The sequence below is a fragment of the Ruegeria sp. AD5 genome (genome assembly GCF_056542345.1).
In genome coordinates this window covers 1068304-1094484 of the sequence record NZ_JBQFZR010000001.1, presented here as the reverse complement: position 1 = coordinate 1094484, position 26181 = coordinate 1068304, and the positions used below count along the sequence as shown (strand labels likewise).

General features: G+C 57.5%; 32 protein-coding genes. 22 read left to right on the top strand and 10 right to left on the bottom strand.

What is annotated here, in order from left to right:
- The first annotated feature begins 42 nt into the window (after positions 1–42).
- Genes serB through ACR0JG_RS05530 form a run of 4 tightly spaced genes read left to right on the top strand, consistent with a single transcriptional unit; the run spans position 43 to position 2049 of the window.
- Positions 43–921, top strand: coding sequence for a phosphoserine phosphatase SerB (gene serB, locus ACR0JG_RS05545; protein ID WP_480567988.1), 879 nt, complete (start codon positions 43–45; stop codon positions 919–921).
- Between the two features lie 39 nt (positions 922–960).
- Positions 961–1290 carry an ArsR/SmtB family transcription factor gene (locus ACR0JG_RS05540; protein ID WP_480567986.1) on the top strand — a complete coding sequence of 110 codons (330 nt, stop codon included), beginning with the start codon at positions 961–963 and terminating at the stop codon, positions 1288–1290.
- Positions 1278–1706 carry an SRPBCC family protein gene (locus ACR0JG_RS05535; RefSeq protein WP_170399086.1) on the top strand — a complete coding sequence of 143 codons (429 nt, stop codon included), beginning with the start codon at positions 1278–1280 and terminating at the stop codon, positions 1704–1706. Before ACR0JG_RS05540 ends, ACR0JG_RS05535 begins: the two co-directional genes overlap by 13 nt.
- 22 nt (positions 1707–1728) lie before the next feature.
- A complete protein-coding gene (locus tag ACR0JG_RS05530) occupies positions 1729–2049 on the top strand; it encodes a YciI family protein (protein ID WP_170406852.1) in 321 nt (106 codons plus the stop codon).
- A gap of 3 nt (positions 2050–2052) precedes the next feature.
- Here ACR0JG_RS05530 and ACR0JG_RS05525 read toward each other — a convergent pair whose 3' ends face one another.
- Positions 2053–3051, bottom strand: a complete 999-nt coding sequence (locus ACR0JG_RS05525; protein ID WP_480567984.1) for an asparaginase — start codon at positions 3049–3051, stop codon at positions 2053–2055.
- Between the two features lie 179 nt (positions 3052–3230).
- Here ACR0JG_RS05525 and ACR0JG_RS05520 point away from each other — a divergent pair, with 179 nt between their 5' ends.
- The 5 genes from ACR0JG_RS05520 to ACR0JG_RS05500 all read left to right on the top strand — a co-directional run bounded on the left by ACR0JG_RS05520 (position 3231) and on the right by ACR0JG_RS05500 (position 6703).
- On the top strand, positions 3231–3764 hold the full coding sequence (locus ACR0JG_RS05520; protein ID WP_480567982.1) for an invasion associated locus B family protein: 534 nt from the start codon (positions 3231–3233) through the stop codon (positions 3762–3764).
- Positions 3765–3940: 176 nt separating this feature from the next.
- Positions 3941–4111 carry a hypothetical protein gene (locus ACR0JG_RS05515; protein WP_170399076.1) on the top strand — a complete coding sequence of 57 codons (171 nt, stop codon included), beginning with the start codon at positions 3941–3943 and terminating at the stop codon, positions 4109–4111.
- 157 nt (positions 4112–4268) lie between these two features.
- Positions 4269–4589 (top strand): lysozyme inhibitor LprI family protein, encoded by a 321-nt coding sequence (locus tag ACR0JG_RS05510; RefSeq protein WP_170425943.1) that lies wholly within the window; start codon positions 4269–4271, stop codon positions 4587–4589.
- Between the two features lie 77 nt (positions 4590–4666).
- On the top strand, positions 4667–5854 hold the full coding sequence (gene rlmN, locus ACR0JG_RS05505; RefSeq protein ID WP_170425941.1) for a dual-specificity RNA methyltransferase RlmN: 1188 nt from the start codon (positions 4667–4669) through the stop codon (positions 5852–5854).
- A 225-nt stretch (positions 5855–6079) separates the two neighbouring features.
- On the top strand, positions 6080–6703 hold the full coding sequence (locus ACR0JG_RS05500) for a cytochrome P460 family protein (RefSeq protein WP_170425939.1): 624 nt from the start codon (positions 6080–6082) through the stop codon (positions 6701–6703).
- Positions 6704–6706: 3 nt separating this feature from the next.
- Here ACR0JG_RS05500 and ACR0JG_RS05495 read toward each other — a convergent pair whose 3' ends face one another.
- From ACR0JG_RS05495 to ACR0JG_RS05485, 3 genes are all read right to left on the bottom strand, one after another.
- Positions 6707–8365: a U32 family peptidase gene (locus tag ACR0JG_RS05495; RefSeq protein ID WP_480567980.1), complete on the bottom strand. Its 1659-nt coding sequence runs from the start codon at positions 8363–8365 to the stop codon at positions 6707–6709.
- Between the two features lie 63 nt (positions 8366–8428).
- On the bottom strand, positions 8429–8773 hold the full coding sequence (locus tag ACR0JG_RS05490; RefSeq protein ID WP_170406831.1) for a hypothetical protein: 345 nt from the start codon (positions 8771–8773) through the stop codon (positions 8429–8431).
- A complete protein-coding gene (locus tag ACR0JG_RS05485; protein ID WP_480567978.1) occupies positions 8770–9687 on the bottom strand; it encodes a DnaJ C-terminal domain-containing protein in 918 nt (305 codons plus the stop codon). Before ACR0JG_RS05485 ends, ACR0JG_RS05490 begins: the two co-directional genes overlap by 4 nt.
- 157 nt (positions 9688–9844) lie before the next feature.
- On the opposite strand from ACR0JG_RS05485, the gene ACR0JG_RS05480 reads away from it, so the two are divergent.
- Positions 9845–10228 carry a hypothetical protein gene (locus ACR0JG_RS05480; RefSeq protein ID WP_170399056.1) on the top strand — a complete coding sequence of 128 codons (384 nt, stop codon included), beginning with the start codon at positions 9845–9847 and terminating at the stop codon, positions 10226–10228.
- Here ACR0JG_RS05480 and ACR0JG_RS05475 read toward each other — a convergent pair whose 3' ends face one another.
- Both ACR0JG_RS05475 and ACR0JG_RS05470 read right to left on the bottom strand, forming a co-directional pair.
- On the bottom strand, positions 10229–11326 hold the full coding sequence (locus tag ACR0JG_RS05475) for a cystathionine gamma-lyase (RefSeq protein WP_480567976.1): 1098 nt from the start codon (positions 11324–11326) through the stop codon (positions 10229–10231). It lies immediately after the preceding gene.
- Positions 11327–11329: 3 nt separating this feature from the next.
- Positions 11330–12172, bottom strand: coding sequence for an LOG family protein (locus tag ACR0JG_RS05470; RefSeq protein ID WP_170399048.1), 843 nt, complete (start codon positions 12170–12172; stop codon positions 11330–11332).
- 78 nt (positions 12173–12250) lie between these two features.
- On the opposite strand from ACR0JG_RS05470, the gene ACR0JG_RS05465 reads away from it, so the two are divergent.
- The 5 genes from ACR0JG_RS05465 (at position 12251) to dapD (ending at position 16394) form a co-directional block, all read left to right on the top strand.
- Positions 12251–13162 carry a threonine/serine dehydratase gene (locus ACR0JG_RS05465; RefSeq protein WP_170514917.1) on the top strand — a complete coding sequence of 304 codons (912 nt, stop codon included), beginning with the start codon at positions 12251–12253 and terminating at the stop codon, positions 13160–13162.
- Positions 13163–13206: 44 nt separating this feature from the next.
- Positions 13207–13806 (top strand): GntR family transcriptional regulator, encoded by a 600-nt coding sequence (locus tag ACR0JG_RS05460; RefSeq protein ID WP_480567974.1) that lies wholly within the window; start codon positions 13207–13209, stop codon positions 13804–13806.
- Positions 13807–13928: 122 nt separating this feature from the next.
- Entirely contained in the window at positions 13929–14516 is a 588-nt protein-coding gene (locus ACR0JG_RS05455; RefSeq protein ID WP_170663290.1) for a biotin transporter BioY, read from the top strand.
- On the top strand, positions 14509–15474 hold the full coding sequence (bioB, locus tag ACR0JG_RS05450; protein ID WP_170407866.1) for a biotin synthase BioB: 966 nt from the start codon (positions 14509–14511) through the stop codon (positions 15472–15474). The genes ACR0JG_RS05455 and bioB overlap by 8 nt, the downstream gene beginning before the upstream one ends.
- A 92-nt stretch (positions 15475–15566) precedes the next feature.
- Positions 15567–16394, top strand: coding sequence for a 2,3,4,5-tetrahydropyridine-2,6-dicarboxylate N-succinyltransferase (gene dapD, locus ACR0JG_RS05445; protein ID WP_480567972.1), 828 nt, complete (start codon positions 15567–15569; stop codon positions 16392–16394).
- A 52-nt stretch (positions 16395–16446) separates the two neighbouring features.
- Here dapD and ACR0JG_RS05440 read toward each other — a convergent pair whose 3' ends face one another.
- Positions 16447–17640 (bottom strand): aromatic ring-hydroxylating oxygenase subunit alpha, encoded by a 1194-nt coding sequence (locus ACR0JG_RS05440; protein ID WP_480567970.1) that lies wholly within the window; start codon positions 17638–17640, stop codon positions 16447–16449.
- Positions 17641–17770: 130 nt separating this feature from the next.
- On the opposite strand from ACR0JG_RS05440, the gene ACR0JG_RS05435 reads away from it, so the two are divergent.
- Genes ACR0JG_RS05435 through ACR0JG_RS05425 form a run of 3 tightly spaced genes read left to right on the top strand, consistent with a single transcriptional unit; the run spans position 17771 to position 18988 of the window.
- Positions 17771–18013: a hypothetical protein gene (locus ACR0JG_RS05435; protein WP_480567968.1), complete on the top strand. Its 243-nt coding sequence runs from the start codon at positions 17771–17773 to the stop codon at positions 18011–18013.
- Complete coding sequence (locus tag ACR0JG_RS05430; protein WP_480567966.1) at positions 18013–18606, top strand: TetR/AcrR family transcriptional regulator; 594 nt, start codon at positions 18013–18015, stop codon at positions 18604–18606. Before ACR0JG_RS05435 ends, ACR0JG_RS05430 begins: the two co-directional genes overlap by 1 nt.
- A gap of 37 nt (positions 18607–18643) precedes the next feature.
- A complete protein-coding gene (locus tag ACR0JG_RS05425; protein WP_170399025.1) occupies positions 18644–18988 on the top strand; it encodes a hypothetical protein in 345 nt (114 codons plus the stop codon).
- Here the strand turns inward: ACR0JG_RS05425 and ACR0JG_RS05420 are convergent.
- On the bottom strand, positions 18985–20043 hold the full coding sequence (locus tag ACR0JG_RS05420; RefSeq protein ID WP_480567964.1) for a transporter substrate-binding domain-containing protein: 1059 nt from the start codon (positions 20041–20043) through the stop codon (positions 18985–18987). The genes ACR0JG_RS05425 and ACR0JG_RS05420 overlap by 4 nt on opposite strands.
- 207 nt (positions 20044–20250) lie before the next feature.
- Between ACR0JG_RS05420 and dapE the strand changes: the two genes are divergently transcribed.
- Genes dapE through rnr form a run of 3 tightly spaced genes read left to right on the top strand, consistent with a single transcriptional unit; the run spans position 20251 to position 24285 of the window.
- The gene (dapE, locus tag ACR0JG_RS05415) at positions 20251–21390 is read left to right on the top strand and encodes a succinyl-diaminopimelate desuccinylase (RefSeq protein WP_480567962.1); all 1140 of its coding nucleotides are present in this window, start codon (positions 20251–20253) and stop codon (positions 21388–21390) included.
- 3 nt (positions 21391–21393) lie between these two features.
- Positions 21394–21969, top strand: a complete 576-nt coding sequence (locus ACR0JG_RS05410; RefSeq protein WP_480567960.1) for a TIGR04282 family arsenosugar biosynthesis glycosyltransferase — start codon at positions 21394–21396, stop codon at positions 21967–21969.
- A gap of 57 nt (positions 21970–22026) precedes the next feature.
- On the top strand, positions 22027–24285 hold the full coding sequence (gene rnr, locus ACR0JG_RS05405) for a ribonuclease R (RefSeq protein WP_170465552.1): 2259 nt from the start codon (positions 22027–22029) through the stop codon (positions 24283–24285).
- Here rnr and ACR0JG_RS05400 read toward each other — a convergent pair.
- A complete protein-coding gene (locus ACR0JG_RS05400) occupies positions 24276–24662 on the bottom strand; it encodes a DUF1801 domain-containing protein (RefSeq protein WP_480567958.1) in 387 nt (128 codons plus the stop codon). The genes rnr and ACR0JG_RS05400 overlap by 10 nt on opposite strands.
- Complete coding sequence (locus ACR0JG_RS05395) at positions 24659–25357, bottom strand: glutathione S-transferase family protein (RefSeq protein WP_480567956.1); 699 nt, start codon at positions 25355–25357, stop codon at positions 24659–24661. The genes ACR0JG_RS05400 and ACR0JG_RS05395 overlap by 4 nt, the downstream gene beginning before the upstream one ends.
- 82 nt (positions 25358–25439) lie before the next feature.
- Here ACR0JG_RS05395 and ACR0JG_RS05390 point away from each other — a divergent pair, with 82 nt between their 5' ends.
- Positions 25440–26147 carry a helix-turn-helix transcriptional regulator gene (locus ACR0JG_RS05390; RefSeq protein ID WP_170425977.1) on the top strand — a complete coding sequence of 236 codons (708 nt, stop codon included), beginning with the start codon at positions 25440–25442 and terminating at the stop codon, positions 26145–26147.
- Positions 26148–26181 lie beyond the last annotated feature (34 nt).

Below are 26181 nucleotides of genomic sequence, written 5' to 3'. Positions count from 1 at the left end.
GCACCTGCGATATCCCGCAGGTGCGCTAATCGGAGGCCTGATATGTATGTAGCTACTCTGCTGACCAACCCTGCGGCCCCTTCTTTAGAGGCGACGCTGGTTGAGTCGTTGCGGAATGCATGGGGCGGGGGTGATGCGAACTGGCTGAGCCTCGATGAGGCGGCCGAGTTTTCCCTGCCAGAAACTCCCGACAATCGCTGGGACGTCTGGGGCGAGTTGCAACAGATTGGCGTGGACCTGGTTGTGCAAAAAGCCGACGGTCGCCGGAAAAAGATGCTGCTGGCCGATATGGACAGCACCATGATCCAACAGGAATGCATCGATGAACTGGCTGATGAGGCTGGTGTCGGTGATCGGGTCAAGGATATCACCGCGCGAGCAATGAACGGCGAGCTGGATTTCGAAGGTGCATTGATCGAGCGGGTTGGCCTTTTGAAGGCGCTGGATGAAAGCGTGATCGGCAAGGTTCTGGATGAACGGATCACATTGATGCCCGGTGGTAAGGTGCTACTTGCCACGATGCGCGCGAATGGGGCCTATGCAGCGCTGGTGTCGGGTGGGTTCACGGCTTTTACGGCTAAGGTCGCCGAAGCGCTTGGGTTTGATGAGAACCGGGCGAATACATTGCTGGCTGAGGATGGCAAGCTTACCGGCGACGTGAAGCGGCCCATTCTTGGGCGACAGGCCAAAATAGAGGCATTGGAGCAGATCACAACACGCCTAGGTATCTCCGAGGTTGACGTGATTGCCGTCGGCGATGGAGCAAATGATCTGGGAATGTTGGGTCGGGCGGGGACGGGTGTCGCGTTGCACGCCAAGCCTTCGGTCGCTGCCGAATGTGATGTCCGAATAAATCACGGCGATCTGACAGCGTTGTTGTATCTGCAGGGCTATGGCAGGTCAGAATTTCAAGGCCTTTAAGGGGCTTCCTTTAATTTAACTATTGTGTTAAATAAAGCCATGAATACGCTTCTGGTCACATTCTCCGCCTTGTCTGATGCCACTCGGTTCTCGATTGTCGAGCAACTGATGGACGAAGGCGAACTGCCCGTCGGTAATTTGATAGAAGGCAAGGGCATGTCAGGGGCCGCGATCTCGCGCCATTTGAAGGTTTTGCGCGAGGCCGGGTTGGTGCAGCAGCGGGTACACGGCACGCAACGGATGTATTCGGTGCAGCCCGAGGGGCTGCGCGCGATAGCCGAATGGACGATTTCGAAACGACATTTCTGGGAAAGCAGCCTCGACCGTTTGGAAGAGCTTATTGAAAGGGAAAATTCATGGCCGATCTGAAACTGGAACGAGATTTTCCCGTTAGTCCCGAGGTCCTGTTCGCATGGGTCAGCGATGGTGCTAAACTTCTGCAGTGGTGGGGGCCCGAAGGGTTGCATGTACCGGAACATGATCTCGACTTTTCGCGCATTGGTCCGTGGTATTCGGTTATGCAGAATGGCGAGGGTCAGCAGTTCAAAGTCTCGGGTCACGTTACCCATATCGATCGACCAAAATCTGTTGGATTTACGTGGGCTTGGCATGACGATCAGGACCAGCGCGGTGCGGAAAGCCATGTGACTTTTTCGGTTACCGCGACCAACAGCGGATCACGACTGGTGGTTGATCACCGTGAACTTGTCGATGCCGAATCGGCCACGAACCACAACGAAGGCTGGACATCGTCGCTGCGCAAACTCGAAGCACTTTGCAAATAGGTTTTCATCAGGGAGGAGCGATATGCCCCAATATTTGTTTGTTTATCACGGGGGTCACACCCCAACCGATCCCGCCGAGATCGAGGCGACCATGGCCGCTTGGGGCGCTTGGTTTCAAGAAATCGGCGGCTCATTAGAGATTCCGGGAAATCCTGTAGGCCAGTCCTACACGGTCAGCAGCGGAGGGGTTGAAGACAATGGCGGATCAAATCCGGCCTCAGGTTTCACGGTGGTGAAGGCCGACAGCATTGAGACTGCAACCGAGATGGCCAAAGGCTGCCCGATGGTCGTGAATGGCTCGGGCTCGGTCGAAGTGGCCGAGGTGCACGAGATCGAGATGTAAGCCTCAGCCGGGGAATCCCGGTGAGGGTTTGATTACACCACATTCCAACCTGCGGCGGCTGTATTGCGTGGCGTTCATGAATTTGCGGGTGGCCGGGTGATCGGCCTCTAGCACACCTAAATGCACTAGAATCGCGGCGATGGCGCATTCGCTGGCGCGGGTAGTGCCGTCAGTGATTTTTAGCGCAACGCCCATTCGCTGTTCAGGGATGATGGCAACAAAGACGGCCTCGGCCCCTGTCTTGATTGCAACGCGCCCGTTCATCGCTCGCATCAACTCGGTACAAGCGCGAGTTTCACCTGCGACAAGTTCGGGATGTTTCACCATCGCTTCTGTGAGCTGCACCGCTGCTTCGCTGGAGCGGTCCGAACGGTCTGCGGCAGAGGCAAACCAAGCCATCGATCGCGCAAGTCCCACCAGAGACGTCGCAAAATTTGGGGCGGAGCAACCATCGATCCCATAGGTTGGGCTGGTCTCGCCAGTGGTTTCCTCGATGGCGGACAGGCAGGCCTGCTGAACTGGATGGTCGATTTCCAAGTATTCCGGCCCGGCCCCCATATGCTGCATCAAAGTCAGGAAACCGCAATGCTTGCCTGAGCAATTGTTGTGAATCTGGCAGGGTGTATCGTCCGCAAGAATCAACCCGTCGCGGGCCGCCATGTCGGCAGGTTCCTGTGGGCCGCAGCGCAGATCGGGCTCGGACAGACCGAGATGATCGAGCCATGCGGACACGCGGTCAGTATGGATATGCGCCCCGTTATGTGAAGCACAGGCCAAGGCCAGATGTTCGCTGTTCAAACCGTATTTTGCAGCTGCTCCCGAGGTGATCAGCGGCAGGGCCTGGATCATTTTGGCCGAGGAACGGGGATAGATCACCGCGTTTGGATCACCCCAGCTGCGCACGATCTGACCACTATCGTCACAGATCACTGCATGGCCCATATGCAGGCTTTCCAACAGTGACCCGCGCCTGAGTTCTGTCATCGGTACGGCTTGTGTCATGTCCACCCCATCAATCATGCGCAAAAATCTGCCAATCGCTCTTTCGCCTGTGGCGAAACCTGCGTTAGTGTGTGTATGTCGACAATCATCGGAATACGCAACTGAACAGACGAACCGGCAGAGTTCGCACGTATTTCCGATGGGTATGAGGTAATAGGTCGGGCTAGGAGGCTGAACCGATGGGAATAAAGCTCGTCCGCGTGATCGCGGGCCTGTGCATGGCAGGAATGGCGACAACGGCAATTGCGCAGCAGGCGACCAGTACCAATCGCGTCGCTGCAAAAACGGACTGGAGCGTGTTTGTCGAGGACGACCCAACCGAATGCTGGAGCGTATCTGCCCCGAAAGAGACCGTGAACACACGCGGTGGCCGGGTCGTTTCCGTTCGGCGCAGCGATATCCTGCTGTTTGTGTTCTATCGCCCGAATGCCGAGGTTAAAGGGCAGGTGACCTTTACCGGCGGCTATCCGTTTGCGTCTGGTTCTACTGTCAATCTGGTTGTCGATGGCAGCGAGTTCGAGCTGTTCACCGATGGTGAGTGGGCATGGCCTGCGACCGCCTCGGACGATGCCAAGATCGTCACAGCGATGAAGCGCGGAAGTGAGGCGGTGCTGACCGCCCGTTCGGAACGTGGTACGCAGACCAAGGACACCTTCTCGTTGCTGGGCTTTACGGCCGCGATTGAAGACGCGGAAACGCGCTGCACGAACTAAGCCACAAGCAGATCAAATTCCGAAACCCCGCTTTCCGGCGGGGTTTTATTTGTTTGGTCCGATCCAGTGTGTTTTCAGAAATTTACGCCACGTAGAGCGGTGTTTCTTGATCCGTGTCAAAGCCTGCGTCCCCGTTTTCTGAACTAATTAGTTCAGAATTTGTTGAGGAGTCGGCAATGAACTTAAGCAAAAACCTGGCAGTGCTCTTGATGGCGTCTGCGGTGATCCTTGCAGGTTGTGAGAAAGGATCGGAAACCTATCCGATAACGGGTGAGCAATGTGGTCCGGAAGATCCCGTAAAGACCCTGGATGCAGAAGATTGCTACATCCCGCCCGCAGTAAACTAACAACAATGGGCCGCTTAAGTTTCTGCTTTAGTGGCCCATCTTGATTGGGCGCGCATCTTGATCTGTGATAGACAGATATCTCTGTCTGGAGGATTGATGGATGCGATGGGCGTTTGTTTTTTTGATGTTTCCGATATCCGCAAGTGCGGATCCAACTATGGAGTGTATTGACGCCGCTTCGCAGGTGGAAATTGGATCTTGTGTTTCGGATATGGAATTGCGGGTAAACGCTGCGATAGACTCCAGCTATTCGCTAGCGCTCGGCTCCGCACAAGAACTGGACGAGGTCACCGGACGGGTCGTGGCTGTGCCTGCGCTGGAGGCCTCGCAAAACGCGTGGGTGGCCTATCGCGATGCGCAGTGCGAAGCGGTAGGTGCTTCGTTCGGCGGAGGATCGGGTACGGGGATCGCCATCACAGCCTGTCGGGTTGACCTTGGCCGGGCGCGGGTTGACGAATTGTTGCGTTACGCAAATTGAAGCACGAATTCTTTTGATCTTTACGTGTGTTCCTATATAGAGGCGCATCCCAAGCCAGAATCCACCGAGATACGCCAATGTCGCCCAAAGCGCCGATCACTCAAGACGTCATGACCATCCCCCGCAAACTGCCCGACGGGAAGATGAACCTTGTCGGTTTGACCCGCGATCAATTGCGTGAGGCGCTAATTGAACACGGCACGCCCGAAAAGCAGGCGAAGATGCGCACAGGGCAGATTTGGCAATGGATCTACCAATGGGGTGTGCGTGATTTTGGTGAGATGACCAATCTGGCCAAGGCCTATCGCACGCAACTGGCCGAGCAGTTCGTAATCGAAATCCCCGAAGTCGTGACCCGTCAGGTTTCAGAGGACGGCACCCGCAAGTATCTGTGCCGCATCGCGGGCGGGCATGAGGTTGAGGTTGTCTATATCCCTGAAGATGATCGCGGAACTCTATGCATTTCATCTCAGGTGGGCTGTACTCTGACCTGCTCCTTCTGCCACACGGGCACGCAGAAATTGGTGCGCAACCTGACAGCGGCCGAAATTGTCGGGCAGGTCATGATGGCGCGGGACGATCTTGAGGAATGGCCAACACCGGGTGCGCCCAAAGATGAAACACGCCTGCTGTCAAATATTGTGCTGATGGGTATGGGCGAGCCGCTTTACAACTTTGAAAACGTCCGTGACGCAATGAAGATTGCGATGGACCCCGAGGGGATTTCTCTGTCCCGTCGCCGCATCACGCTGTCGACCTCGGGTGTGGTACCCGAGATCGCGCGCACGGCTGAAGAAATTGGATGCCTGTTGGCGATCTCGTTCCACGCTACCACTGATGAAACTCGCGACGTACTTGTTCCGATCAACAAGCGCTGGAATATCGAGGAACTGCTGCAGGCGTTGGCCAGCTATCCCAACGCCTCGAATTCTGAACGGATCACGTTCGAATACGTGATGCTGGATGGCGTGAACGACAGCGACGAAGACGCGCATCGCCTGATCGCTCATATCAAGCGCCATAACATCCCGGCCAAGATCAACCTGATCCCGTTCAACGAATGGCCGGGCGCGCCCTACAAGCGCAGCTCGAACAATCGCATCCGCGCCTTTGCCAACATCATCTATCAGGCGGGCTATGCCTCACCCATCCGCAAAACGCGGGGTGAGGATATCATGGCGGCCTGCGGCCAGTTAAAATCGGCCACCGAACGGGCCCGGAAATCGCGAAAGCAGATCGAGGCTGAAGCCGGGCTGAACCGCTAAGGGCATGCGCCGTGGCTTCACGCGAAAAACTTAATGAATTGAGTGCTGTTTCCTTGTTCAAAATTTGGTATCTTCGGCGCAGACCCGCTCTGGATGGGGAACTCACCGACAGACACAAGGTGGTGAGATTGCCGGGGCGGTGCTGGTAACACCAATTAAGGCCGCTACCATTTTTCTGAAGCAAAGCGGCATTTAGGCGAACTGATCAGTCAGGGAGGCCACAATATGATTGTAAGTCACCGGCAAGTCTTGGGTATTGCAGCTGTTCTGGCGATCTCGGGATTTGTTCTCCACGCGGCATCTGCTCAGACCAAAGATCAGGATGCGCATTTGGCGATTGAAAACCCAGCCGATCTGACCAAGGAGCAAGCGCAGAAACACTATCAGTCATTGATACGACGCATGTCGCGGGGTTATGCGGCGGCACAGATGGACTTGATCCGAAACTATCAGAACTGGCCTTTGTTCAACGATGCGCCCTACATCTCGGCCACGCATGGGCAGCGCTATGTCAACAGCTATGCGAACCGCATGGCCCACAACTACGGCACATTGCAAGAAGGCGAAGAGCTGCCTGCGGGCTCGGTCCTGGCCAAAGACAGCATGACTGTCACAGATGAGGGCAATATCCATCCCGGTGCCCTGTTCGTGATGGAGAAACTGCCAGAAGGCACCAACCCGGAAACAGCCGATTGGCGTTATATCATGGTGATGCCGGACGGTTCGCTGTTCGGTGATACGATGGGCTTTCGCGCGTCAGAGGTCGATTATTGCCATGTCTGCCACGAGGCCGTCGCGGACCGGGACTATACGTTTTACGTACCCGAAGAGTATCGTGTCGCAGAGTGATCTTCAGGCCGCAGGATCAGGCAGCTTCAGCTCAGTCGCTTCCTGACGGCTCAGCTGCTCACCCTGTTTGCGTTTGGATAGGACCTCGCGGGCGAGCGCGTATTTCTCATCCTGCCAGAAGATCAAACAGCCGTTGCAGCCTTTGCCGCAACATCCCTCGGTTCCGATACGATTGGTTTTGAAGCGGCGCTCATTGCCGTCTTCGCCGATTTTCTCGACCAGCTCGTCACGACGGCGGGTATAGGCCTTAGGGTTGTCGCGACCTGAGGTTTCCAGCCCCTGCACCAGCTTGTCAAACCGAATGCGACTCCAGTGTTCGTCGGTCAGGGCACGTTCTTTGCGCAGGACGGAGTAGACCGGGAAACGGGCGCGCAGATCGTCGATATCCTCGTGATCGAACAGGGTGAAGGGAAGGCGGATTATGGTTTTGGTACTGCCATGCACAACGTTCAGCCGCGCCCCATCATGAGCGCGTTCAAAGTCATAGACCCGCAGCAGAACCGTCTCGCGCGAAATCGGAGAGACGAAATCCAATACATCCCCCGGTTCCAGCTTGTTTTTCACCTCGACCAGAAAGGCATCCTCGGTCACCTCGGTGACGATCCCGGCATATTCCCACTGCGCAATCGAGGCTGTGTGTTCGTAATCATGTGCATAATTGGTCAGGCGGCCTTCGTGGAAAGCCAGCGTGTAGCCGCGGTTCCCGACTGTTTCGAGTTCACGCATATAGGGCTTCGGGTCCCAGTTCTCGGGGTCGGCGTGATAGTCGTCGATGGCCATACGATAGGCGCGCGCGACGATGGCGGCATAATACTCCGATTTGCCGCGCCCTTCGACTTTCAGACTGTCGACACCGATCTTCAAGTATTCATCCAGCTTGGGCATGATGCACAGGTCGCGGGAATTGAGGATGTAGGATCCCCGATCATCCTCTTCGATGGGCATCAAATCACCGGGGCGACAGCCTTCTTCCAGCAGGAATTCGAATAGGTCGGCGTTTTCATCGGTAATGCGCAGCTCCTGATGCGTTCCGTCTTTCAGACGCAGTTTCAGACCATAGTTCCAGCGGCAGGAATTGGCGCAGTTGCCCTGATTGGCCCCGCGTTCGGCCATGAAGTTCGACAGTAGGCAGCGGCCCGAATAGGTCATGCACATGGCCCCGTGCACAAACGCCTCAAGCTTGATATCGGGGCATTTCTCGCGAATCTCGACCAATTCGGGGTATGAGACTTCGCGGGCCAGAACCACAAGCTCGGCCCCCTGATCCTGCCAGAACTTCACCGACAACCACGAACAGATATTGGCTTGCGTCGAGATATGCAGCGGCAGTTCCGGCGCGCGTTCGCGGACGTATTGGAACACTCCGGGGTCGGCGATGATCAGCCCGTCAGGTTTCACCGTGCGGACAGTGTCGATGTATTCGTCCAGCTTCGGAATGTCCTTATTGTGCGAGAACAGGTTCAGTGTCAGGTACGCGCGCCGGCCATGGTTGTGGCAGAACTCGACCCCCTCGATCACCTCTTCCAGCGAGAACTCGGATTTAGTGCGCAGCGACATATCCGGTGTGCCCAGATAGACCGCATCCGCGCCATACAGGATAGCGAGTTTCAACTTACGCAGATTGCCCGCAGGCATCAGCAATTCGGATCTGGACTGGGTCATGGGGATACCGGGCTAAGGATCAAGGGCGCCTTCTACGCCAAATTCCCGGCTCCCAAAACCCCGTTAACTGCGACGGAATCGCGCTGTTCCGATCACTTCGATCAGTTGTTGGCGAACCGGTTCCGGTTGCGCCTCGACCGCGTTCAAAACCTCGCGCAGTTCGGCGCGCAGCCCATGCATCTGGTCGATCAGAGAGATCATCATCGACAGTGCATCGGCTTCCATGTCGTACTGGTCATGCAGTTCGCATGCCAGTTCCAGACGAGCAACGTCGATACGCTGATATCGCAGCCCTTGCTCCGATTGCTCGGGGATCACGATCTCAGCGGCCAGATATTCGGTCAGGCGATCCGAAGTCAGGCGGGCGATGGCGTCGATCAGTTCGGCTTCGGTCAATGTGCGGCTCATGACGGCATTCCTTTGCGCGGATCATAGCCGTGGGTTTCGCGCCATGACTCCATGAAGTGCTTCAATTCATCGTCTACCTTGTCTGGCATTGCGACGGTCAGTTCAATGAACTGATCGCCCCGCTCGGACGAGCCGCGTTTCTTGACCCCTTTGCCACGCAGGCGCAGGGTTTTGCCGCTGCTGGTCCCCGCTGGGACACTGACATTGACGCCACCGTCGATGGTGGGGGCGGGAACCTTGCCACCCAGAACGGCCTCATCAATGGTGATGGGCAGCGTCATGTGGATGTCATCGCCCTGACGGTCGAACACCGGGTGATCCGCAACCGAGATCGTCACAAGCGCATCGCCGGGAGGCCCATCGCCGTACCCCGGGGCCCCTTTGCCACGCAGGCGGATGGTTTGCCCGGTCGTGATACCCGCAGGTATCTTCACTTCAATCCGGTTCCCATCTGGCAGGGTCAATTTCTGGCTGGCTCCGAAAACGGCGTCAAGAAAGCTGATCTGCAGCGAGTAGTTCAGGTTGTGGCCCGGTGCATGGAACTCCTGCGTGCGCTGTCCATATCCACCCCGCCCGCGCATGAATTCGGCAAAGATGTCGGACATATCGTCCTGTTCAGCCGCGTGACCGCGATAAGGGTTGCCAGCAGCCTCGGCATATTCGCGATAATACTGCTGCTGCGGACGTTCCTGACCCGACGCATCAATTTCGCCATTGTCGTAGCGTTTGCGCGTCTCGGGGTCTTTCAGCAGGTCATAAGCAGCAGCAGCGGCTTTGAACTTGGCCTCTGCCTCGGCATCGCCCGGCTTGAGGTCCGGGTGGCATTCTTTGGCGATCTTCCGATAGGCTTTCTTGATCTCGGCATCGCTGGCGTCTTTGGCGACGCCAAGTACGGAATAGGGGTCGTCGCTCATCTTGCCTCTCGTCGATGTGGGGTTTGGCCTTGATGAAGGTATTTTATCAATTGATTTCAACAGGTCAAAAAGAAGAGGCGGCTAAATTGTCTCGTAAATCTGTCAAGCTCTGCTAATATTAAGATGTTTCAGATTGATCATTGACGGAGATCACCCCATGACGCGCAGGCTCAAATCGGTGCTGGCATTGCTGGCTGGGAACGCCATCGGGCTGTTGTTGGCCAGTTTGCTGCTGTCAGAGTTTGCGATCCGACCGATTTCCTTCATCGTGGTGGTAGTCGTGTTCACCCTGGTCCAGGTGATAGCCGAACCGCTGATCCTGAAGCTGGGGGAAAAGAAGGCACCGGCGCTGAAGGGCGGAATTGCCTTGATCGTGACCTTTGTTGGCCTTCTGGTCACCGATCTGATCACATCCGGTCTGACCATTGGCGGTATCTCAAATCTGTTGGCCGCAACCTTGCTGGTATGGTTGGGCGCTCTGATCGGCAGTATTGTGCTGCCGATCTACGTGTTTCCCGAACTGCGCGACCCTAAGAAATAGTCATATCGCGTCTAAACTGGCCTCGATGGCCTGCCACAACTCGTCCACCGGTTCGCACCCCACGGACAGGCGGATGAAAGCAGGATCGACAGCATCCCCCCAACGGGCGCGCCGCTCGGCCGAACTGTGGACGCCGCCGAAGGATGTAGCCGGACGCAGCAGTGGGCAGCTGTTGATGAACTGTTCGGCTTTGGTTTCGGTCTCAAGCGTGATGCTTAGCAGAAACCCGAAGCGCGTGGTTTGAGCCGTCGCCAATGTGTGCGCCGGATCATCGGTCAGTCCGGGATAGCGGATCTGTTTCACGGCCGGGTGCGCCGCCAGCCGTTCAGCCAGTATTTGTGCTGAGCTACACATCCGATCAAACCGCACATCCAGAGTCTCCAAACCCCGATGTAGCAACCACGCTTCATGTGGCCCCGGGATCGCACCGGAGACGCGGCGCCATTCCTCAACTCGCTCCATGATTTGCGGATTGCGGCTGGCTAAATGACCCATCAACAGGTCCGAATGCCCACCCATCGCTTTGGTGTCTGAACTCACAACCACATCGATGCCAAGGTCCAGTGGGCGCAGGCCCAATGGGGTCATCGTTGTGTTGTCGGCGATGGTGATGCCGCCGGCCTCGCGCACGGCCTCGGCGATTACTGGCAGATCAAGCATGTCCAAACCGGGGTTCGAGGGGCTTTCCAGAAACACCGCATCGAATTCATCAAAGCCACCTTCGGCAAAGTCGGTGGTTGGGCGTTCGATAACCGAGACGCCCAGATTTGACAGGAACCGATCAGCCAAAAGGCGCGTCACATAATACCCGTCGGACGGGATCAGCAGCCGCGACCCGGCTTGGACCGTCGCAAACAAGGCCGCCGAAATCGCACCCATACCCGAAGGAAAGCTGAGGCAGGGTGCATCTTCGAGATGCGACAGAACGTGTTCCAGATGCACCCAGGTCGGGTTATCGACCCGGCCATAGCTGGCATGCCCATCCGGCGCGCCGGGCAGATGGTACATGCTGCTTTGGGTCAACGGCAGGGCCACAGGCTCGCCTTTGTTCAGAGCATTCCCGCGCAGGTGCAACATTTCTCCGGTCTTCGGGCGCATGGCTCAGCGCCCCGGTATTTCATCGCGTGGGGGCGCGGGTTCCCAGTTCTCGATGATCTCGACTGCCTCTTGCGCAGTGTCGACAAAGCGGAACAGGTCAAGATCCTCGTCCGAGATGGTGCCCGCATCAGCCAGAGCCTCCCAGTTGATAACCTTCTCCCAGAACTCACGCCCGAACAGCAGGAAAGGGACGCGATCCATGCGGCCGGTCTGGATCAAGGTCAGGGATTCGAACAGCTCATCCATGGTGCCGAAGCCACCGGGGAAGATGGTGATGGCGCGGGCGCGCATAAGGAAGTGCATCTTGCGGATGGCGAAGTAGTGGAAATTGAAGCTGAGATCAGGCGTCACGTATAGGTTCGGAGCCTGCTCGTGCGGAAGCACGATGTTCAGGCCGATCGAACACCCGCCCGCATCCTGTGCACCACGGTTACCCGCCTCCATCACGCCGGGGCCGCCACCGGTGACGATCACATTTTCGCGGCAGCCTGTCTGATTTGACTTCTCGGTCATCAGCCGCGCAAACTCACGCGCTTCATCGTAGTATTTCGACAGCCCGGCCAAGGTCTCGGTCCGCGCCGTGTGTTTCTGAGCGGGTTCCGGAATGCGCGCGCCACCGAACATGACGATGGTCGAGGTGATCTCACGCTCTGTCATGATCATCTCGGGCTTCAGCAGCTCCAGTTGCAGTCGTACGGGGCGCAGCTCATCCCGGCACAGGAAGTCATCATCAGCGAAGGCAAGGCGATAGGCCGAAGACCGCGTCTGCGGGGTATCTGGTACCTCGCTTGCGGTCGAGCGGTCGGTCTGTGCGTCGCGAAAGGGGCTGAGGCGATCTTCTCTCATAAACGGGGTTCCCTGCTTGCGTGTTTCCAAAACAGCTATAGGGTTCGCGGGCAGAGTGCCAGTCACGGAAAGACAAGAATGGATTGGAAAAGTGAAATATTGGCAGCGCGGGATCGCATTGCCGGACACGCGCAGGTCACACCGGTGATGGAAAGCCATATTCCGGGCTATCCGATTGAAATGAAGCTTGAACATATGCAGCACACCGGCAGCTTCAAAGCGCGCGGGGCGTTCAATACCCTGCTCAGCATGGATGTGCCTGCGGCAGGCGTCGTGGCGGCTTCCGGTGGCAACCACGGTGCGGCAGCGGCTTATGCCGCGCAATCACTGGGCTATCCAGCGAAGATTTTTGTGCCCGAACTTGCAGGTCCCTCCAAGATTGCGCTGATCAAGCGGATCGGGGCTGATCTGAGTGTTGTTTCGGGTGAATACGCCAATGCACTGACCATGGCGCAGGCGCATGAGGAAAGCACCGGCGCCATGCAAATCCATGCCTATGATGCGCCAGCGACGGTGGCAGGGCAGGGGACATGTTTTGCTGAATGGGACGCGCAGGGCTTGCAGGCGGACACAGTATTGGTGGCCGTGGGCGGCGGTGGGCTGATTGCCGGAGCTTTGGCATGGTTTCAGGGTGCGCGCAAAGTCGTGGCGGTCGAACCGGAAACCTCTTGCGCGCTGAATGCGGCGTTGGCTACGGGCGAACCGGTTGATGTTTCCGTTTCGGGCATCGCAGCGAACGCACTGGGCGCACGGAGAATTGGTGATATTTGCTTTCGGCTGGCCCAAGGCATGAGTTCGGTTCTGGTTTCTGACGATGCGATATCGCAAGCCCAGAATGCTCTGTGGCAGACGCATCGAATACTGGTTGAACCGGCAGGGGCTGCTGCGCTTGCCGCACTGATTTCGGGCGCTTACCAGCCGGAGCCGGGTGAGCGTGTCGCAGTGCTGATTTGCGGCGGGAACATCGCGCCAGATCCGCTAACAGGTTGAGAATACGGCTTGTAGATGTTGTTCATGGATTTTATCTATAATTCATGACCGCGACCATTGCCGACACAATCTATAATGCCCTGAGCCAGAAAATCATCACCGGCGATCTTCCTGCCGGTGAAAAGCTGCGTCAGGACCATATCGCGCGCGACTTTGAGACCAGCCATGTTCCGGTGCGCGAAGCACTGCTGCGGCTTGAGGCGCATGGATTGGCCAAAAGCGAGCCGCGAAAGGGCATGCGCGTCACCGCGTTGGACCCTGCCGAAGTGCGTGAGGTGATCGAAATGCGTGTCGCGCTGGAAACACTGGCAATGCAGCATTCCGTGCAAAACATGACTCCATCTGCTCTGAAGGCCGCTGATGATGCACGAAAGGCGTGTGATGAGGCAGAGAGCATGCCTCAGTGGGAGGCGCGGAACAGGGTGTTTCATCGTGCCATCCTGACACCTTGCGGGTTGCCCCGTCTTTTGCATGCCGTCGATGATCTGCACATTGCCAGTGCCAGGCACCTGTTTGCACATTGGCGGCCCAAATGGGTGCAGCGCGTCGATACGGATCACGCTGCGATCATTCAGGCACTGAAGAGCAAAGACATTTCCGCCGCAACCTCGATACTTGTGCGCCATATCCGTCGTGCAAGCTGATACTTTCTGCCTTTGAAACTACAATCTGTGCATCCCGTACAGATTTGACTTGATTTTTAATAGATAAAAATGATGATCATCTTCGAATCGATGAAATATTATCTATAAAAAAGAGAAAGACAATGAAAGCCACTCTGCAATCCACCCTTCCGGCCGCCGGAGCAATAACCCCTGCGGGTCAGATCCTTCGTGTCGCGATGGGTATTCTTCTTTTGACCGCCAGCGCCAAGGTCCAAGTGCCATTTTGGCCTGTGCCCATGACCCTTCAAGTCGCCGCTGTCATGGCTATCGCCGCGGCATTTGGGCTGCGTCTCGGTTCTGCAACCGTGATTGGCTACATGGTCGCCGGGGCAGTGGGTTTGCCCGTGTTTGCCGGAACGCCCGAAAAAGGCATCGGGCTGGCCTATATGATGGGCGGAACCGGAGGTTATTTGCTGGGTTTCGTGGTCGCCTCGGTCATGGTTGGATGGGCCGCGGACAATCTGCGCAAACTGTTTCTGGTTCCGGCGATGCTGGCTGGACTAGCGGTGATCTATGCGCTGGGTCTGGGTTGGTTGGCTCAGTTCGTGCCTGCAGACAAGGTTCTGGTTTACGGTTTCAGCCCTTTCATCCTGGGTGATCTCGTGAAGATTGCATTGGCAGCCGTTCTCGTGATTGGCCTGCCGACGGGTCTGATGCAGAAAATCCGTGGGCCGCAGCCAGATGCTTGATACCGGGCAAGATATCCGCAGCGATTGGACCGTGGATGAAGTGGAGGCGCTGATGCGCCTCCCACTGTTGGATCTGGTAGGTCGCGCAAATGTAATTCACCGGACGTATCACGATCCAAACGACATCCAAAAAGCCAGCCTGCTGTCGATAAAAACCGGAAGCTGTCCCGAGGATTGCGCCTATTGCCCGCAATCCGCCCATCATCGCGAGGTCGAGCTGACCAAGGAAAAGCTCATGAACCCTGCGCATGTCATCTCGCTTGCCAAACGGGCGCGCGATGCGGGGGCTGAACGGTTTTGCATGGGTGCTGCATGGCGTCAGGTGCGCGACGGCGAAGAATTCGACAATGTGCTGGACATGGTGCGGGGCGTGCGCGATCTGGACATGGAGGCTTGCGTCACCCTGGGCATGCTCAAGCCACATCAGGCCAAACGATTGGCGGAGGCGGGACTTACGGCGTACAATCATAACCTGGATACTTCGCCGGAATTCTATGGCGAGATTATTGGAACTCGTACCTATCAGGATCGTCTTGAGACCCTCAGCTATTGCCGGGACGAAGGCATTGATCTGTGCTGCGGCGGCATTATCGGTATGGGTGAAAGCCTGCGGGATCGTGCCTCGCTGTTGCAGGTCCTTGCGAATTTTGACCCGCATCCCGAAAGCGTACCGATAAACGCGCTGATCCCGATCAAAGGCACGCCGCTGGCGCATCTAGAAAAGGTGGGCATTTTTGATCTGGTGCGCATGGTTGCGACCGCGCGGATCACCATGCCGCAAACACGGGTGCGTATGTCCGCAGGGCGGTCGGATTTTTCAACTGCCGAGCAGGCTTTGTGCTTTCTGGCTGGCGCAAATTCGGTTTTCTACGGCGATGTGTTGCTGACCGCACCCAATGCCGGAACCCAAAATGACCGGGATATGTTTGCCGCACTCAGCGCACTTACCGATGATTGACGCAAACCGAGGTATCCGCGTCGCATTGCGCCATGGGTCTCGCTTGCGTATAGGCCACATCAACGTGAACAGATTCTCTAGGGAGACGCCCCATGTCCAATGCGCAACTGGAAGCCGCCATCGAAGCCGCCTGGGAAGTACGTGACACAATCACCCCTGCGACCACTGGCGAGCAACGAGAAGCAATCGAAGATACGCTGAACGCGCTGGACAGCGGTTCGCTGCGAGTGGCTGAAAAGCTCGACAGTGGTGATTGGCACGTGAACCAGTGGGCGAAAAAAGCAGTTCTGCTGGGGTTCCGCATCAAGGACATGGAAATCCAGACCGGAGGCCCGCAAGACGGCGGCTGGTGGGATAAGGTTGACAGCAAGTTCGCCGGCTGGGGAGAGAACCAGTGGCGCGCGGCAGGGTTCCGCGCCGTGCCAAACTGTGTGGTCCGCAAGTCGGCCTATGTCGCACCGGGTGTGGTGCTGATGCCCTCGTTCGTGAACCTTGGCGCTTATGTCGATGAAGGCACGATGGTTGATACCTGGGCCACCGTTGGTTCCTGCGCGCAGATCGGCAAGAACGTGCACTTGTCGGGCGGCGTAGGCATTGGAGGCGTACTGGAGCCGATGCAGGCCGGTCCGACCATTATCGAAGACAACTGCTTTATCGGTGCGCGTTCGGAAGTGGTCGAAGGCTGCATCGTCCGCGAGGGTTCGGTTCTGGGCATGGGCGTGTTCATCGGTAAATCCACCAAGATCGTGGACCGCGAAACCGGTGAAGTCATGTATGGCGAGGTTCCGCCCTATTCGGTGGTTGTTGCGGGTTCGATGCCGTCCAAGAACAATGTAAGCCTGTATTGCGCGGTCATCGTGAAACGCGTCGATGAAAAGACCCGTTCGAAAACTGGGATCAATGAGCTACTGCGCGATTGATCCCGTCGTTTCAGTCTGAATAGGCCGCAGAGTGCATGCTCTGCGGCCTTTCTTATTTTGGCATGAACTCCAGCACTGTCTGCTGAAAGAAATCAATCGCCGCCTCACCTCCGGCCCCTTTGGCCAGAGGGCCGACTTGATATCGGGGCGATTGAAGGGCGCGCTGCATCTTTTCGCACACCCAGACATCCTCGGTCTGAAAATCCCCCGTCTCCAGTGGGTGCTGGGTCCAGTGAGAGGATTTGATCCGACCGGATTCCGGGTCGTATCCGGGTATGTCCGCCGCGCGATGCGTATAGGTGAACCAGCCTTTAGGCGACCAGTTTCTGACCCGCAGAAGTGTTGTGTTGGCGTCGACCGGTTCCATGGTCGATATCGAAAACCCCCAGGGGTTTGGCGTCAGGATCGTGGTCGGAAACAGCATGTAGACCCCGCCATAGCCCGGCGTGTCTGCATTCCGTACCGTTTTCAGGCCGGACCCTTTGGCCGAGTTTTCAACAAACTGCGGGATACGGTGTTTGACTCCTTCGCGCTCGGTCGACCACCAAACCATGTTGTGGCCAAAAACCTCCCAAAGATTCTTGTCATGGGTTGGCCCGCCCAACGTGTCTTTGTGCAGATAGGCCAGATGATAGCCGTCGATTGCATTTTCAAAGAAGACCTTCCAATTGCAGTTGATCTCATAGACCACGTCGTCGGGGTTTTCTTGTAGCTCGCTTGATGCCAGATCATGAGGCCAAGGTATTTGAGCCAGATCGCCAAGCCACGCGTCAAAGCTTTGATCCGGTTCTGGGTGAACAAAAACAAGGTTGCGGAAGACACCGACTGAGGCACCGAACAACGCGGTTTCCTTCTTGTCCAGATCCGGAAAGCACTCGCGCTGGGCTGGTACTCCGCGCAAAGCGCCATCCAGATTGTAGACCCAGTTGTGATAAGGGCAGACAATGGTTTTGCCTGCGTTGCCGCAACCTTCCAACAACTCGGTTCCGCGATGGCGGCATTGGTTGTGGAAGGCGCGCAAGTCGCCATTTGCGTCCCGTATGACGATCAGAGCGTAGGCCCCGGCCTGAATTGTCCTAAAATCGCCGGGTTCGGTGAAATCCATAGTCACGCCGGCAAAACTCCAGCACTTGCTGAACAGGGTTTTCTGTTCGGCCTCATACCAACTGTCAGAGACATATGCCTCACGCGGCAGTTGTTGCTTGGGTTGATCCGGAAGTGCGTCAGGCGGCATTGTCGAGTCCATTTATTGTCAAAAATGATAATCATCAATATTGACAATAAACCTTCGAATGTCCAGATTTCACCTTAAGATTTTTCTGAACCCGCTTGGAGGCAGGATGACTTTTATTCAAACCCTGAGGAATCAAAGGTGGATGACACTGCTAATTCTGGCGGCGCTTCTTGTCTCGACCTTCGCCGGGTATTACGGCCTTTGGGGTCTGTTGTTCATATTTTGGGGGCTCTTGGCGGTGCGCTCGGGGCAGGCCTTCTTGATCGAACCGATAAACCGTGCGACAGATCCGGCACTGTTCTGGTCGCTGACGGTTTTGTGGATCGGTTTGGGCGTTCTCTACGTTCTGGCGGATGTTTTTCCACCAGTTTCGAACGGATTCTGATGCCCCGTCCCAGTATGAAAGACGCCAGATCCGAGCAAATCCTGAACGCATTTATGCGTTGTGTCGCGCGGTACGGGCTGGATGGCTCGACCCTGGCGCGCATATCAGAAGAGGCGGGCGTCGGGCGGCCATTGCTGCGCCACTATCTGGGCAACCGGGATGAGATGGTTCGCAAGCTGCTGGATCACGTCCTGAAAGTCTTCGCGGATCAGGTTGAGGCGCTCTTCGACACTCTGCCGTGCGCTAGTCGGGTTGCAGCGATGCTGGACGCTTTGTTCGGACGCGGCACATATTCTTCGGAAAGTGCTGCGGTTTTTGCCGCTTTGGTCGCAGCCTCAGAAAGACACGCGGATTTGCGAGAACCCTTGCTTGGGTTTGTCTATGACTTCGAGGCAAGGATCGCTGCTGAAATCATGAACGAACTGCCTGCTGCCAATATGCAAGGGGTCCAAGCCGTGGCAGCGGGTATGTCCGCAATTTATTTCAATACGGATGCTGTGATGCCATTGCGACCCCGGGCGGAATGGCGCGACACGCAGCGCGTGGCAGCGCAGATGCTGTTGGACCACCTACACGACAGCACCTGCGACTGAGTTGACCGTGCCATCGGGCCAGCGTATTGCGGGCACTATGGAAAAGCAGAAAAAACCTTCGCGCCAGCAAGTCTATACGTTGTTGGTTCAGATCGGTCGCAAAGATGGCGACGGCCTGCCCGAAGGCGCGACCGGGGCGGCGTTGATGTGTTTTGCCAGCGGCGTGGACGAGGCCGAAGCCGTGCGCGAGACAGTAGCGATCCTGAAGCAGGCCGATACTGCACCGCTGGATGTCACCGGCTATGGCACCCTGGCCGAGCGTGAGGCGCAAGGACATGATATCGATCCGGATGAGCGGGCATTGATGCAACGGGCGCTGGATGAAAACGCGGTTATCGTGGCACAGATGACACCATTCTTCGGCGACGAGGAAACTGCTTAGTTTCTCACCCCGAACCACTTGCGATAGATTTCGTCATAGGTGCCGTCTTCGCGCAGGGACAGCAGCGCCTGATTGACGTCTTCGACCAATGGTGATCCGGTTGGAAATGCGATCCCATAGTTTTCACGCAGGAAGATGCCCCCGGTCATTGTCGCCATTCTGCGCCCTTCGTGGCTGGCATAATAGGACAGTATCGGAGCGTCGAAAACGACCGCATCCAAATCCTTATTCTCAAACGCGTTCAGCATGTTCTGCAGATCGCCATAGCCGGTATAGTCGATCTCGCGCCGGTTCAGGAAACTGGCGGCGGTTGAATCGGAAATCGTCCCGACCTGTTTGCCGTAAAGGTCGTTGACCGAATTGACGCTGCCGGTGATTGCGTCCACCGTCATCACCGAGGTGATCCGGGCCGTGAAAACGGAGACGATGAATAGGGATGACACCACCAGTACTACACCCAACAGGCGGCCAAACGGGGTGCGCGGCATCCGCTCTTCGAAGCCACCGTTCACCACCAGGTTGAGGGCCCACCAGAACGACGGGAACCACGCCTCATTCAATTTGCGATCAAAGTAGGGCTGCGCGCGTTTCTCAAAACTCCACATCAGCATGCCGCCACCAAGCAGGATCGCAAAGGCCAGCCCGATGGCGATGAACAATTCCCGAGACAGCAAAGCGTGCAACAGCGATGGCTGGCGAGCGGCCTCTGACGGGACCATGATCTGTAATCCGGCCTCAAATATCGGTTGCGTGAAATCCATTCGGGTTTCGCGCAAGGCGGTGATCGATATATTAGCGATCGCCAGATCGGCAGAACCATCCTGAACCGCGCCCAACATTTCTCCAAATGTCTCGACGCGGTTGACCGAGTATTCCCAGCCGAGTGATTCAGACAGTGCCGCCAGAAGATCCATCGAGAAACCGGTCTGGGCACCGTCCTCGACAAATGAGAACGGAGGACGGGTTACCGTTGTAACCGTAAGAGACTGGGCCTGGCTTTGCTGCGCAAGAGTCGCGAAAGTCAGGCAGATCAATGCGAAGAAGACACGCTTCATGTGGAATCACCTGTTTCGCGGCCCTCTAACTCACTTAAGGGCAGCGCGGCAAGGCAGCCGCTGGGTCAACGCTCATGTTTTGTTGGGGTGCAAAATCAAGCCGCTTGGGCATTCGGTCTCGGAATTCGACTATTCGGGGTTGGCAATCCGGGCAATTCGTTGAATCTGTGCACGAACACAGGCACCCCTAAGGACAAGAGGCCCAATATGACCGATCCAGTTGAGCTGACAGCAAATCTGATCCGTTGCCCATCAGTCACACCTGATGAAGGCGGGGCATTGGTCTTGCTGCAGCAGGTGCTGGAGGAGGCCGGGTTTTATTGCACTCGCGTAGATCGTGGTGGAATCTGCAACGTCTTCGCCCGGTGGGGGCAGAAGGGTCACGCGCGCAGCTTTGGCTTTAATGGTCATACGGATGTGGTTCCGGTAGGGGATGAAGCAGCCTGGACCATGCCTCCCTTTGGCGCTGAGGTCCGGGACGGGGTGATGTACGGCAGGGGCGCGACGGATATGAAATCGGGCGTGGCAGCCTTTGCGGCAGCTGCAATCGATTTTGTACGTGACACGCCCCCGGATGGGGCGGTGATCCTGACGATCACAGGTGATGAAGAAGGCGACGCACTGGATGGCACTGTTGCTTTACTGGATCATATGGCCGCAACGGATGAGCGGATGTCGGTTTGTCTGGTGGGCGAACCCACTTGCCCGAACACGATGGGCGAAATGATGAAGATCGGCCGGCGCGGTTCGATGACTGCGTGGTTCACTGTGAGCGGAGTGCAGGGGCATTCGGCCTATCCGCATCGGGCGAAGAACCCGGTGCCCGCGATGGCGCGACTGATGGATCGGCTGGCCAGCCACGAGCTGGATCAGGGGACCGATCACTTTGACGCCTCGACCTTGGCAGTTGTCACGATCGACACCGGTAATTCGGCGACAAATGTGATCCCGGCGCAATGTTCAGGGACAGTGAATATCCGGTTCAATGAGCTGCATTCCGGGGCCAGTTTGAGCGATTGGTTGCAATCCGAGGCAGCCGCCGTTGCCGAGGCGTTCGGCGTCGATGTCGAGACCCGGGTCAAGATTTCGGGTGAAAGCTTTCTGACCCCTCCGGGGACATTGTCTGATCTGGTAGCTTGCGCTGTCGAAGCAGAAACAAATATCCGCCCCGAGCTTTCGACCACCGGCGGGACCTCGGATGCCCGCTTCATCAAAGATCATTGCCCGGTGGTCGAGTTTGGTCTGGTCGGGCGCACCATGCATCAGGTCGATGAATGTGTCGAAGTGGCGCAAATTCATCAACTCAAGGCGATCTACACCCGTATTCTGACGGATTACTTCGCCTGATCCATGCAGAAAACGCTGGTCATCATGGTGAAAGAGCCACGTCCAGGGCGGGTCAAGACCCGTTTGGGGCGCGATATCGGCATGGTTGGGGCTGCTTGGTGGTTTCGGCACCAAACGCGTTCCCTGATCCTGCGTTTGCGCGATCCGCGCTGGCAGATTGTACTGGCGGTCTCTCCGGATAGGGAGGGAATGAACAGTCGGGTCTGGCCTGTTGATTTACCCCGGAAGCCTCAGGGGCGCGGAGATCTGGGCGATCGTATGGGGCGGATGTTGCGCGGTGCTCCCGATGGTCCGGTGTGCCTGATCGGTGCGGATATTCCGGGCATCACAAGGGGTCACATTGCGCGGGCCTTTCGCGCGTTGGGCCGGGCTGAGATGGTGTTCGGGCCATCCCCGGATGGCGGCTATTGGTTGGTTGGTGCTCAGCGTTATGGCGCGTTGCCTTCGGGGTTATTCCGCGATGTGCGCTGGTCAACGGAACACGCGTTGAAAGACACACTGAATTCGGTTCGCGGGTGCCGAGTAACGTTGCTGGATCACCTGAGCGATGTGGATACCGTGGCCGATCTGCACGGCTGACCCGACAGACCGCTTTTTGGTCATGACGCGGTCGCATGCCCGTGCTAGGCCAAACTCATGACACGCATTCCGACCAAGCAAGAGGTCCTCGACTGGATCTCGGCGAACCCTACCCTGACCTCGAAACGTGATATCGCCAAGGCTTTTGGCATCAAAGGCGCGGATCGGATCGATCTGAAGCGTATCCTGAAAGAGCTTGAGGCCGACGGCCATCTGGAAAAACGCAACCGCAGCTATCGCGATCCGGATCGTCTGCCGCCGGTCAGCGTGTTGCAGGTGAAGGCCCCGAACGTAGATGGCGACCTGTTTGCGCGCCCGTTGGAATGGCACGGTGAGGGAGTCGAGCCCATCGTTCTGCTCGTAACGCGTGCCAGCGATCCGGCGCTGGGTGAGGGTGACCGCATTCTGGCCCGCCTGACCGTGGTGCATGAGGAAGATCACAATTACGAAGCCCGCTTGATCCGCCGCATCGGCACCAACCCGCGCAAGATCGTCGGCATTTTCCGCAAAGGGGCCGAAGGCGGGCGGATCGTGCCCATCGACAAGGCTGGTCAGACAGAATGGCTGGTCGCGGACGGGGCCGTTCTGGGGGCCAAGGATGGTGAGTTGGTTGAGGCCGAACAGGCCGGACCCAAGAACCGCATGGGTCTGCCGCGTGCGCGTATTGTTGAACGGCTCGGCGATCCGACCGCGCCCAAGGCTGTCTCGTTGATTGCCATTCACCAACACGGTATTCCCGACGATTTCCCGGACAAGGTGATCGAAGAAGCCGACAAGGCCAAACCCGTTGGACTGAAAGGGCGTGAAGACCTGCGGGATATGCCCTTGCTGACCATCGATCCTGCGGATGCACGGGACCACGACGACGCCTGCTATGCCCATGCTGATGACGATCCCAAGAACCCGGGTGGCCATGTGATCTGGGTCGCCATAGCTGACGTCGCCGCCTATGTGAAACCCGGTACGGCTCTGGATCGCGAGGCACGCAAGCGAGGCAACTCCAGTTACTTCCCGGACCGCGTAGTGCCGATGCTGCCGGATCGCCTGTCCGGCGATCTATGCTCCCTGCACGAAGGCGTCCCGCGCGCTTGTATCGCGGTTCGGATGCAGATTGATGCCGAAGGCAACAAGATCGGCCACCGGTTCGTGCGCGGCCTGATGCGCTCTGCCGCCTCGCTGAATTATACCGAGGTGCAGGAGGCCATCGACGGCAACCCGAACGACCGCACCGGGCCGCTGTTGGATACGGTGCTGAATCCGCTTTACGCCGCCTATGCTGCGCTGAAAAAGGCACGTTCCGTGCGGCAGCCGCTGGAACTGGACCTGCCTGAGCGCAAAATCGTACTCAGCGATGCGGGAGAGGTGACCAGCGTCGCGTTCCGTGACCGGCTGGATGCGCACAAGCTGATCGAGGAATTCATGATCCTCGCCAATGTCGCCGCTGCCGAGACCCTGATCGCCAAACGCCGCCCGCTACTGTTCCGCGTCCACGAAGAGCCCGCGCCTGAAAAGCTGGAAAGCCTGAGAGAGACGGCGCAGGCGGCGGGACTAAATCTCGCCAAAGGACAGGTATTGCAGACCCGACATTTGAACGCGCTGCTAAACGCTGCTGCTGGTACCGAGGATGCGGAACTGATCAACCTGACGACCCTGCGGTCGATGGCGCAGGCCTATTACAACCCCGAAAATTTCGGCCATTTTGGACTGGCTCTGCGGAACTATGCGCATTTCACTTCTCCCATCCGGCGCTATGCTGATCTGATCGTGCATCGCGCGCTGATCTCAGCCCATGGCTGGGGCAAGGACGGTTTGACCGAGGATGAGATTGCACGGTTGGAAGAAACGGCAACCCATATCTCGGATACCGAGCGCCGCTCGATGATGGCCGAGCGCGATACGACTGATCGCTATCTGGCGGCCTATCTCAGCGAGAGGGTCGGCAATGAGTTTTCTGGCCGGATCAGCGGTATTGCCCGGTTCGGTGCCTTCGTGAAGATGGACGAGACCGGAGCGGACGGTCTGGTTCCAGTGCGTTCGCTGGGGCGAGAGTTTTTCCATTTCGACCGAGAGGCCGGGACGCTGATGGGCTCGGACACCGGGCTGATCATCGCCATTGGCCAGCGTGTCACGGTGCGGTTGACCGAGGCGACGCCGGTGACGGGCGGATTGGAATTGGAGTTGTTGTCCATCGATGATCAGGCGCTGCCGCGCGGCCGTGGCCCCGCCAAGCGCGGAACGCGGCGCAAGGCCGCCAGCACCAAGCGCAAGAAGGACAAGATCAAGCGCAAGGTCGAACGCAAACGCCGTCAGAGGTGATAAGTAAGCGCGCGCGCAATCAGCCAGCCATGGCGCGTAGGATCAATCTGATCGGGCCGGTCGAACAGAATCGCGCGATTGCCGTCGATCCGATCCTCTCCAGGAAAGGCGGAGGTAAAATCCCCCATCAGTCGGCTTTGGCAGTGTACGAACAACGCAAAGCAAGCCGCCTTGTGTCCGCCCAAACGAATCGTCGAGCCTTTGGGCGCCAGATAGGCGGGCTGGCCCCACCGCAACGCTTCTTCCAGAGGCTGAGCGCGTGGCAGCGAGGCCGTAGTTTCGAAGATCAACTCGCGCAGCGCTAGTGCCCCATTGCGCGTCTCTTCCGGAAGCGCCTCATAGGCTGCAGCGACTTTTTTGTCCTCAAAGGCTGTCATGATAGCGGGATCGCCTGCTCCATTCGGTCGATATATCTGTTGAGCAGCTTATCTTGTTTAATCCGCCGGGTCAGGGGGGTGTCTGATGGTGTCGCGCGCATCGCCGCCAGCATTGGACCGACGCTCATGTCCGCCGAGGTAGGTTTCTCTCCCATCAGATAAGGCGATTGCCAAAGATAGGCCGAGATCGCCTCAAAGTCGCGCTCCAGCCGGTCTTGTCGTTCGACGGGCGAAAAGCGGGATACACCTTGAAACGCGAGCCCCTTGAGAACGGATTTCCGGATCGAATTCGAAACCGGCTTGCGGATCAGTGCGGGAATGACGGTAAAGAATGTATCGCGCAGGATTGGCCAAACCTCATCATTGGCCCAACGGTCCTGCACGACATGAAAGTAAAGGTGTTCCTCGGCCATGCGGACCAGTGCGCGGGACTGGGCTTTTTGCAGGTCGGTCAGGCCAGCATCGAAATCGGCCCCCTGAGCCTCAAGCCAGTCGCGGATCAGGTCGCTGTCCGGAATCAGACGTTCAGGCGTGCGCAGAACCGGCAGCTTCTGGTGTGGCATCTTGCGTGGATCCAGCAGATCGGACCGTTGCCAGCGCAGGCCCGCGTTTTGAAGCATCAGGGCCGTTTTCACACAGAATGGGCTGGCGCTGAACAGGCCAAAGGCAGAGGGGAAGGTGAGAAGGGTCAGCATCATCAGCTCCATAGTTGGGACGCCTGATGGATACGCCGGACTGATGACAGATTCTGACATTAGGCTTAGAGTAGACTATACTATGTCCCGCACCGCCCGTCTTTTTCAGTTGATGCAGGCCCTACGATCTGGCCCCTCGCCCAGAACGTCGGTTCAATTGGCGCAGGATTTAGGCGTTTCGCCGCGCACAGTGCACCGGGATATCGATGCATTGCGTGGTCTCGGGGCGATAATCGACGGAGAGGCCGGGTTCGGGTTCACCCTAATCGAGGATGCGACCCTACCGCCGCTGGGTTTTACCAATGATGAGCTTGAAGCGTTGGTTCTGGGCTTGCGCGAGGTGCAGCTGATTGGTGACCCGGCGCTGTCGGATGCCGCAAGCGCGGCCCTACGCAAGCTGCAGGGCCGGTTGCCGCAGCGCCAGTCGCACCGATTGAGCCACGCCGTTTTGACCGCCACGCGATTTGACAGGCCGGCCGTGCCAACCATCGATGTCGCCGAACTGCGCCAAGCCGCGTGGGACGAACGCGTGATCGAGTTTGCCTATACCGATGCCAAAGGCGCAGACACCCGTCGTCGGGTCAATCCGCTGAGCATCGTCTATATGGACCGTGCCAGCGTATTGCTGAGTTGGTGCCACCTGCGACAGGATTTCCGAGTGTTTCGGCTGGATCGTATGCAGGGCATGGATGTGACCGAGGATAGCTTCCGACCCAATCGCGTATCGCTGTTGCGTGATGCCATTGCGCGTATTCGCGCGGAACGTGAGGAACAGGATCAGGAAACCTGACGTTCTGCGTTTTGAGAAATCCCGATTGTGCGCT

Coding starts and splice junctions, on each gene's coding strand:
- serB (WP_480567988.1), top strand. CDS start 43: ATGTATGTAGCTACTCTGCTGACCAACCCTGCGGCCCCTTCTTTAGAG.
- ACR0JG_RS05540 (WP_480567986.1), top strand. CDS start 961: ATGAATACGCTTCTGGTCACATTCTCCGCCTTGTCTGATGCCACTCGG.
- ACR0JG_RS05535 (WP_170399086.1), top strand. CDS start 1,278: ATGGCCGATCTGAAACTGGAACGAGATTTTCCCGTTAGTCCCGAGGTC.
- ACR0JG_RS05530 (WP_170406852.1), top strand. CDS start 1,729: ATGCCCCAATATTTGTTTGTTTATCACGGGGGTCACACCCCAACCGAT.
- ACR0JG_RS05525 (WP_480567984.1), bottom strand. CDS start 3,051: ATGACACAAGCCGTACCGATGACAGAACTCAGGCGCGGGTCACTGTTG.
- ACR0JG_RS05520 (WP_480567982.1), top strand. CDS start 3,231: ATGGGAATAAAGCTCGTCCGCGTGATCGCGGGCCTGTGCATGGCAGGA.
- ACR0JG_RS05515 (WP_170399076.1), top strand. CDS start 3,941: ATGAACTTAAGCAAAAACCTGGCAGTGCTCTTGATGGCGTCTGCGGTG.
- ACR0JG_RS05510 (WP_170425943.1), top strand. CDS start 4,269: ATGGAGTGTATTGACGCCGCTTCGCAGGTGGAAATTGGATCTTGTGTT.
- rlmN (WP_170425941.1), top strand. CDS start 4,667: ATGTCGCCCAAAGCGCCGATCACTCAAGACGTCATGACCATCCCCCGC.
- ACR0JG_RS05500 (WP_170425939.1), top strand. CDS start 6,080: ATGATTGTAAGTCACCGGCAAGTCTTGGGTATTGCAGCTGTTCTGGCG.
- ACR0JG_RS05495 (WP_480567980.1), bottom strand. CDS start 8,365: ATGACCCAGTCCAGATCCGAATTGCTGATGCCTGCGGGCAATCTGCGT.
- ACR0JG_RS05490 (WP_170406831.1), bottom strand. CDS start 8,773: ATGAGCCGCACATTGACCGAAGCCGAACTGATCGACGCCATCGCCCGC.
- ACR0JG_RS05485 (WP_480567978.1), bottom strand. CDS start 9,687: ATGAGCGACGACCCCTATTCCGTACTTGGCGTCGCCAAAGACGCCAGC.
- ACR0JG_RS05480 (WP_170399056.1), top strand. CDS start 9,845: ATGACGCGCAGGCTCAAATCGGTGCTGGCATTGCTGGCTGGGAACGCC.
- ACR0JG_RS05475 (WP_480567976.1), bottom strand. CDS start 11,326: ATGCGCCCGAAGACCGGAGAAATGTTGCACCTGCGCGGGAATGCTCTG.
- ACR0JG_RS05470 (WP_170399048.1), bottom strand. CDS start 12,172: ATGAGAGAAGATCGCCTCAGCCCCTTTCGCGACGCACAGACCGACCGC.
- ACR0JG_RS05465 (WP_170514917.1), top strand. CDS start 12,251: ATGGATTGGAAAAGTGAAATATTGGCAGCGCGGGATCGCATTGCCGGA.
- ACR0JG_RS05460 (WP_480567974.1), top strand. CDS start 13,207: ATGACCGCGACCATTGCCGACACAATCTATAATGCCCTGAGCCAGAAA.
- ACR0JG_RS05455 (WP_170663290.1), top strand. CDS start 13,929: ATGAAAGCCACTCTGCAATCCACCCTTCCGGCCGCCGGAGCAATAACC.
- bioB (WP_170407866.1), top strand. CDS start 14,509: ATGCTTGATACCGGGCAAGATATCCGCAGCGATTGGACCGTGGATGAA.
- dapD (WP_480567972.1), top strand. CDS start 15,567: ATGTCCAATGCGCAACTGGAAGCCGCCATCGAAGCCGCCTGGGAAGTA.
- ACR0JG_RS05440 (WP_480567970.1), bottom strand. CDS start 17,640: ATGGACTCGACAATGCCGCCTGACGCACTTCCGGATCAACCCAAGCAA.
- ACR0JG_RS05435 (WP_480567968.1), top strand. CDS start 17,771: ATGACACTGCTAATTCTGGCGGCGCTTCTTGTCTCGACCTTCGCCGGG.
- ACR0JG_RS05430 (WP_480567966.1), top strand. CDS start 18,013: ATGCCCCGTCCCAGTATGAAAGACGCCAGATCCGAGCAAATCCTGAAC.
- ACR0JG_RS05425 (WP_170399025.1), top strand. CDS start 18,644: ATGGAAAAGCAGAAAAAACCTTCGCGCCAGCAAGTCTATACGTTGTTG.
- ACR0JG_RS05420 (WP_480567964.1), bottom strand. CDS start 20,043: ATGAAGCGTGTCTTCTTCGCATTGATCTGCCTGACTTTCGCGACTCTT.
- dapE (WP_480567962.1), top strand. CDS start 20,251: ATGACCGATCCAGTTGAGCTGACAGCAAATCTGATCCGTTGCCCATCA.
- ACR0JG_RS05410 (WP_480567960.1), top strand. CDS start 21,394: ATGCAGAAAACGCTGGTCATCATGGTGAAAGAGCCACGTCCAGGGCGG.
- rnr (WP_170465552.1), top strand. CDS start 22,027: ATGACACGCATTCCGACCAAGCAAGAGGTCCTCGACTGGATCTCGGCG.
- ACR0JG_RS05400 (WP_480567958.1), bottom strand. CDS start 24,662: ATGACAGCCTTTGAGGACAAAAAAGTCGCTGCAGCCTATGAGGCGCTT.
- ACR0JG_RS05395 (WP_480567956.1), bottom strand. CDS start 25,357: ATGCTGACCCTTCTCACCTTCCCCTCTGCCTTTGGCCTGTTCAGCGCC.
- ACR0JG_RS05390 (WP_170425977.1), top strand. CDS start 25,440: ATGTCCCGCACCGCCCGTCTTTTTCAGTTGATGCAGGCCCTACGATCT.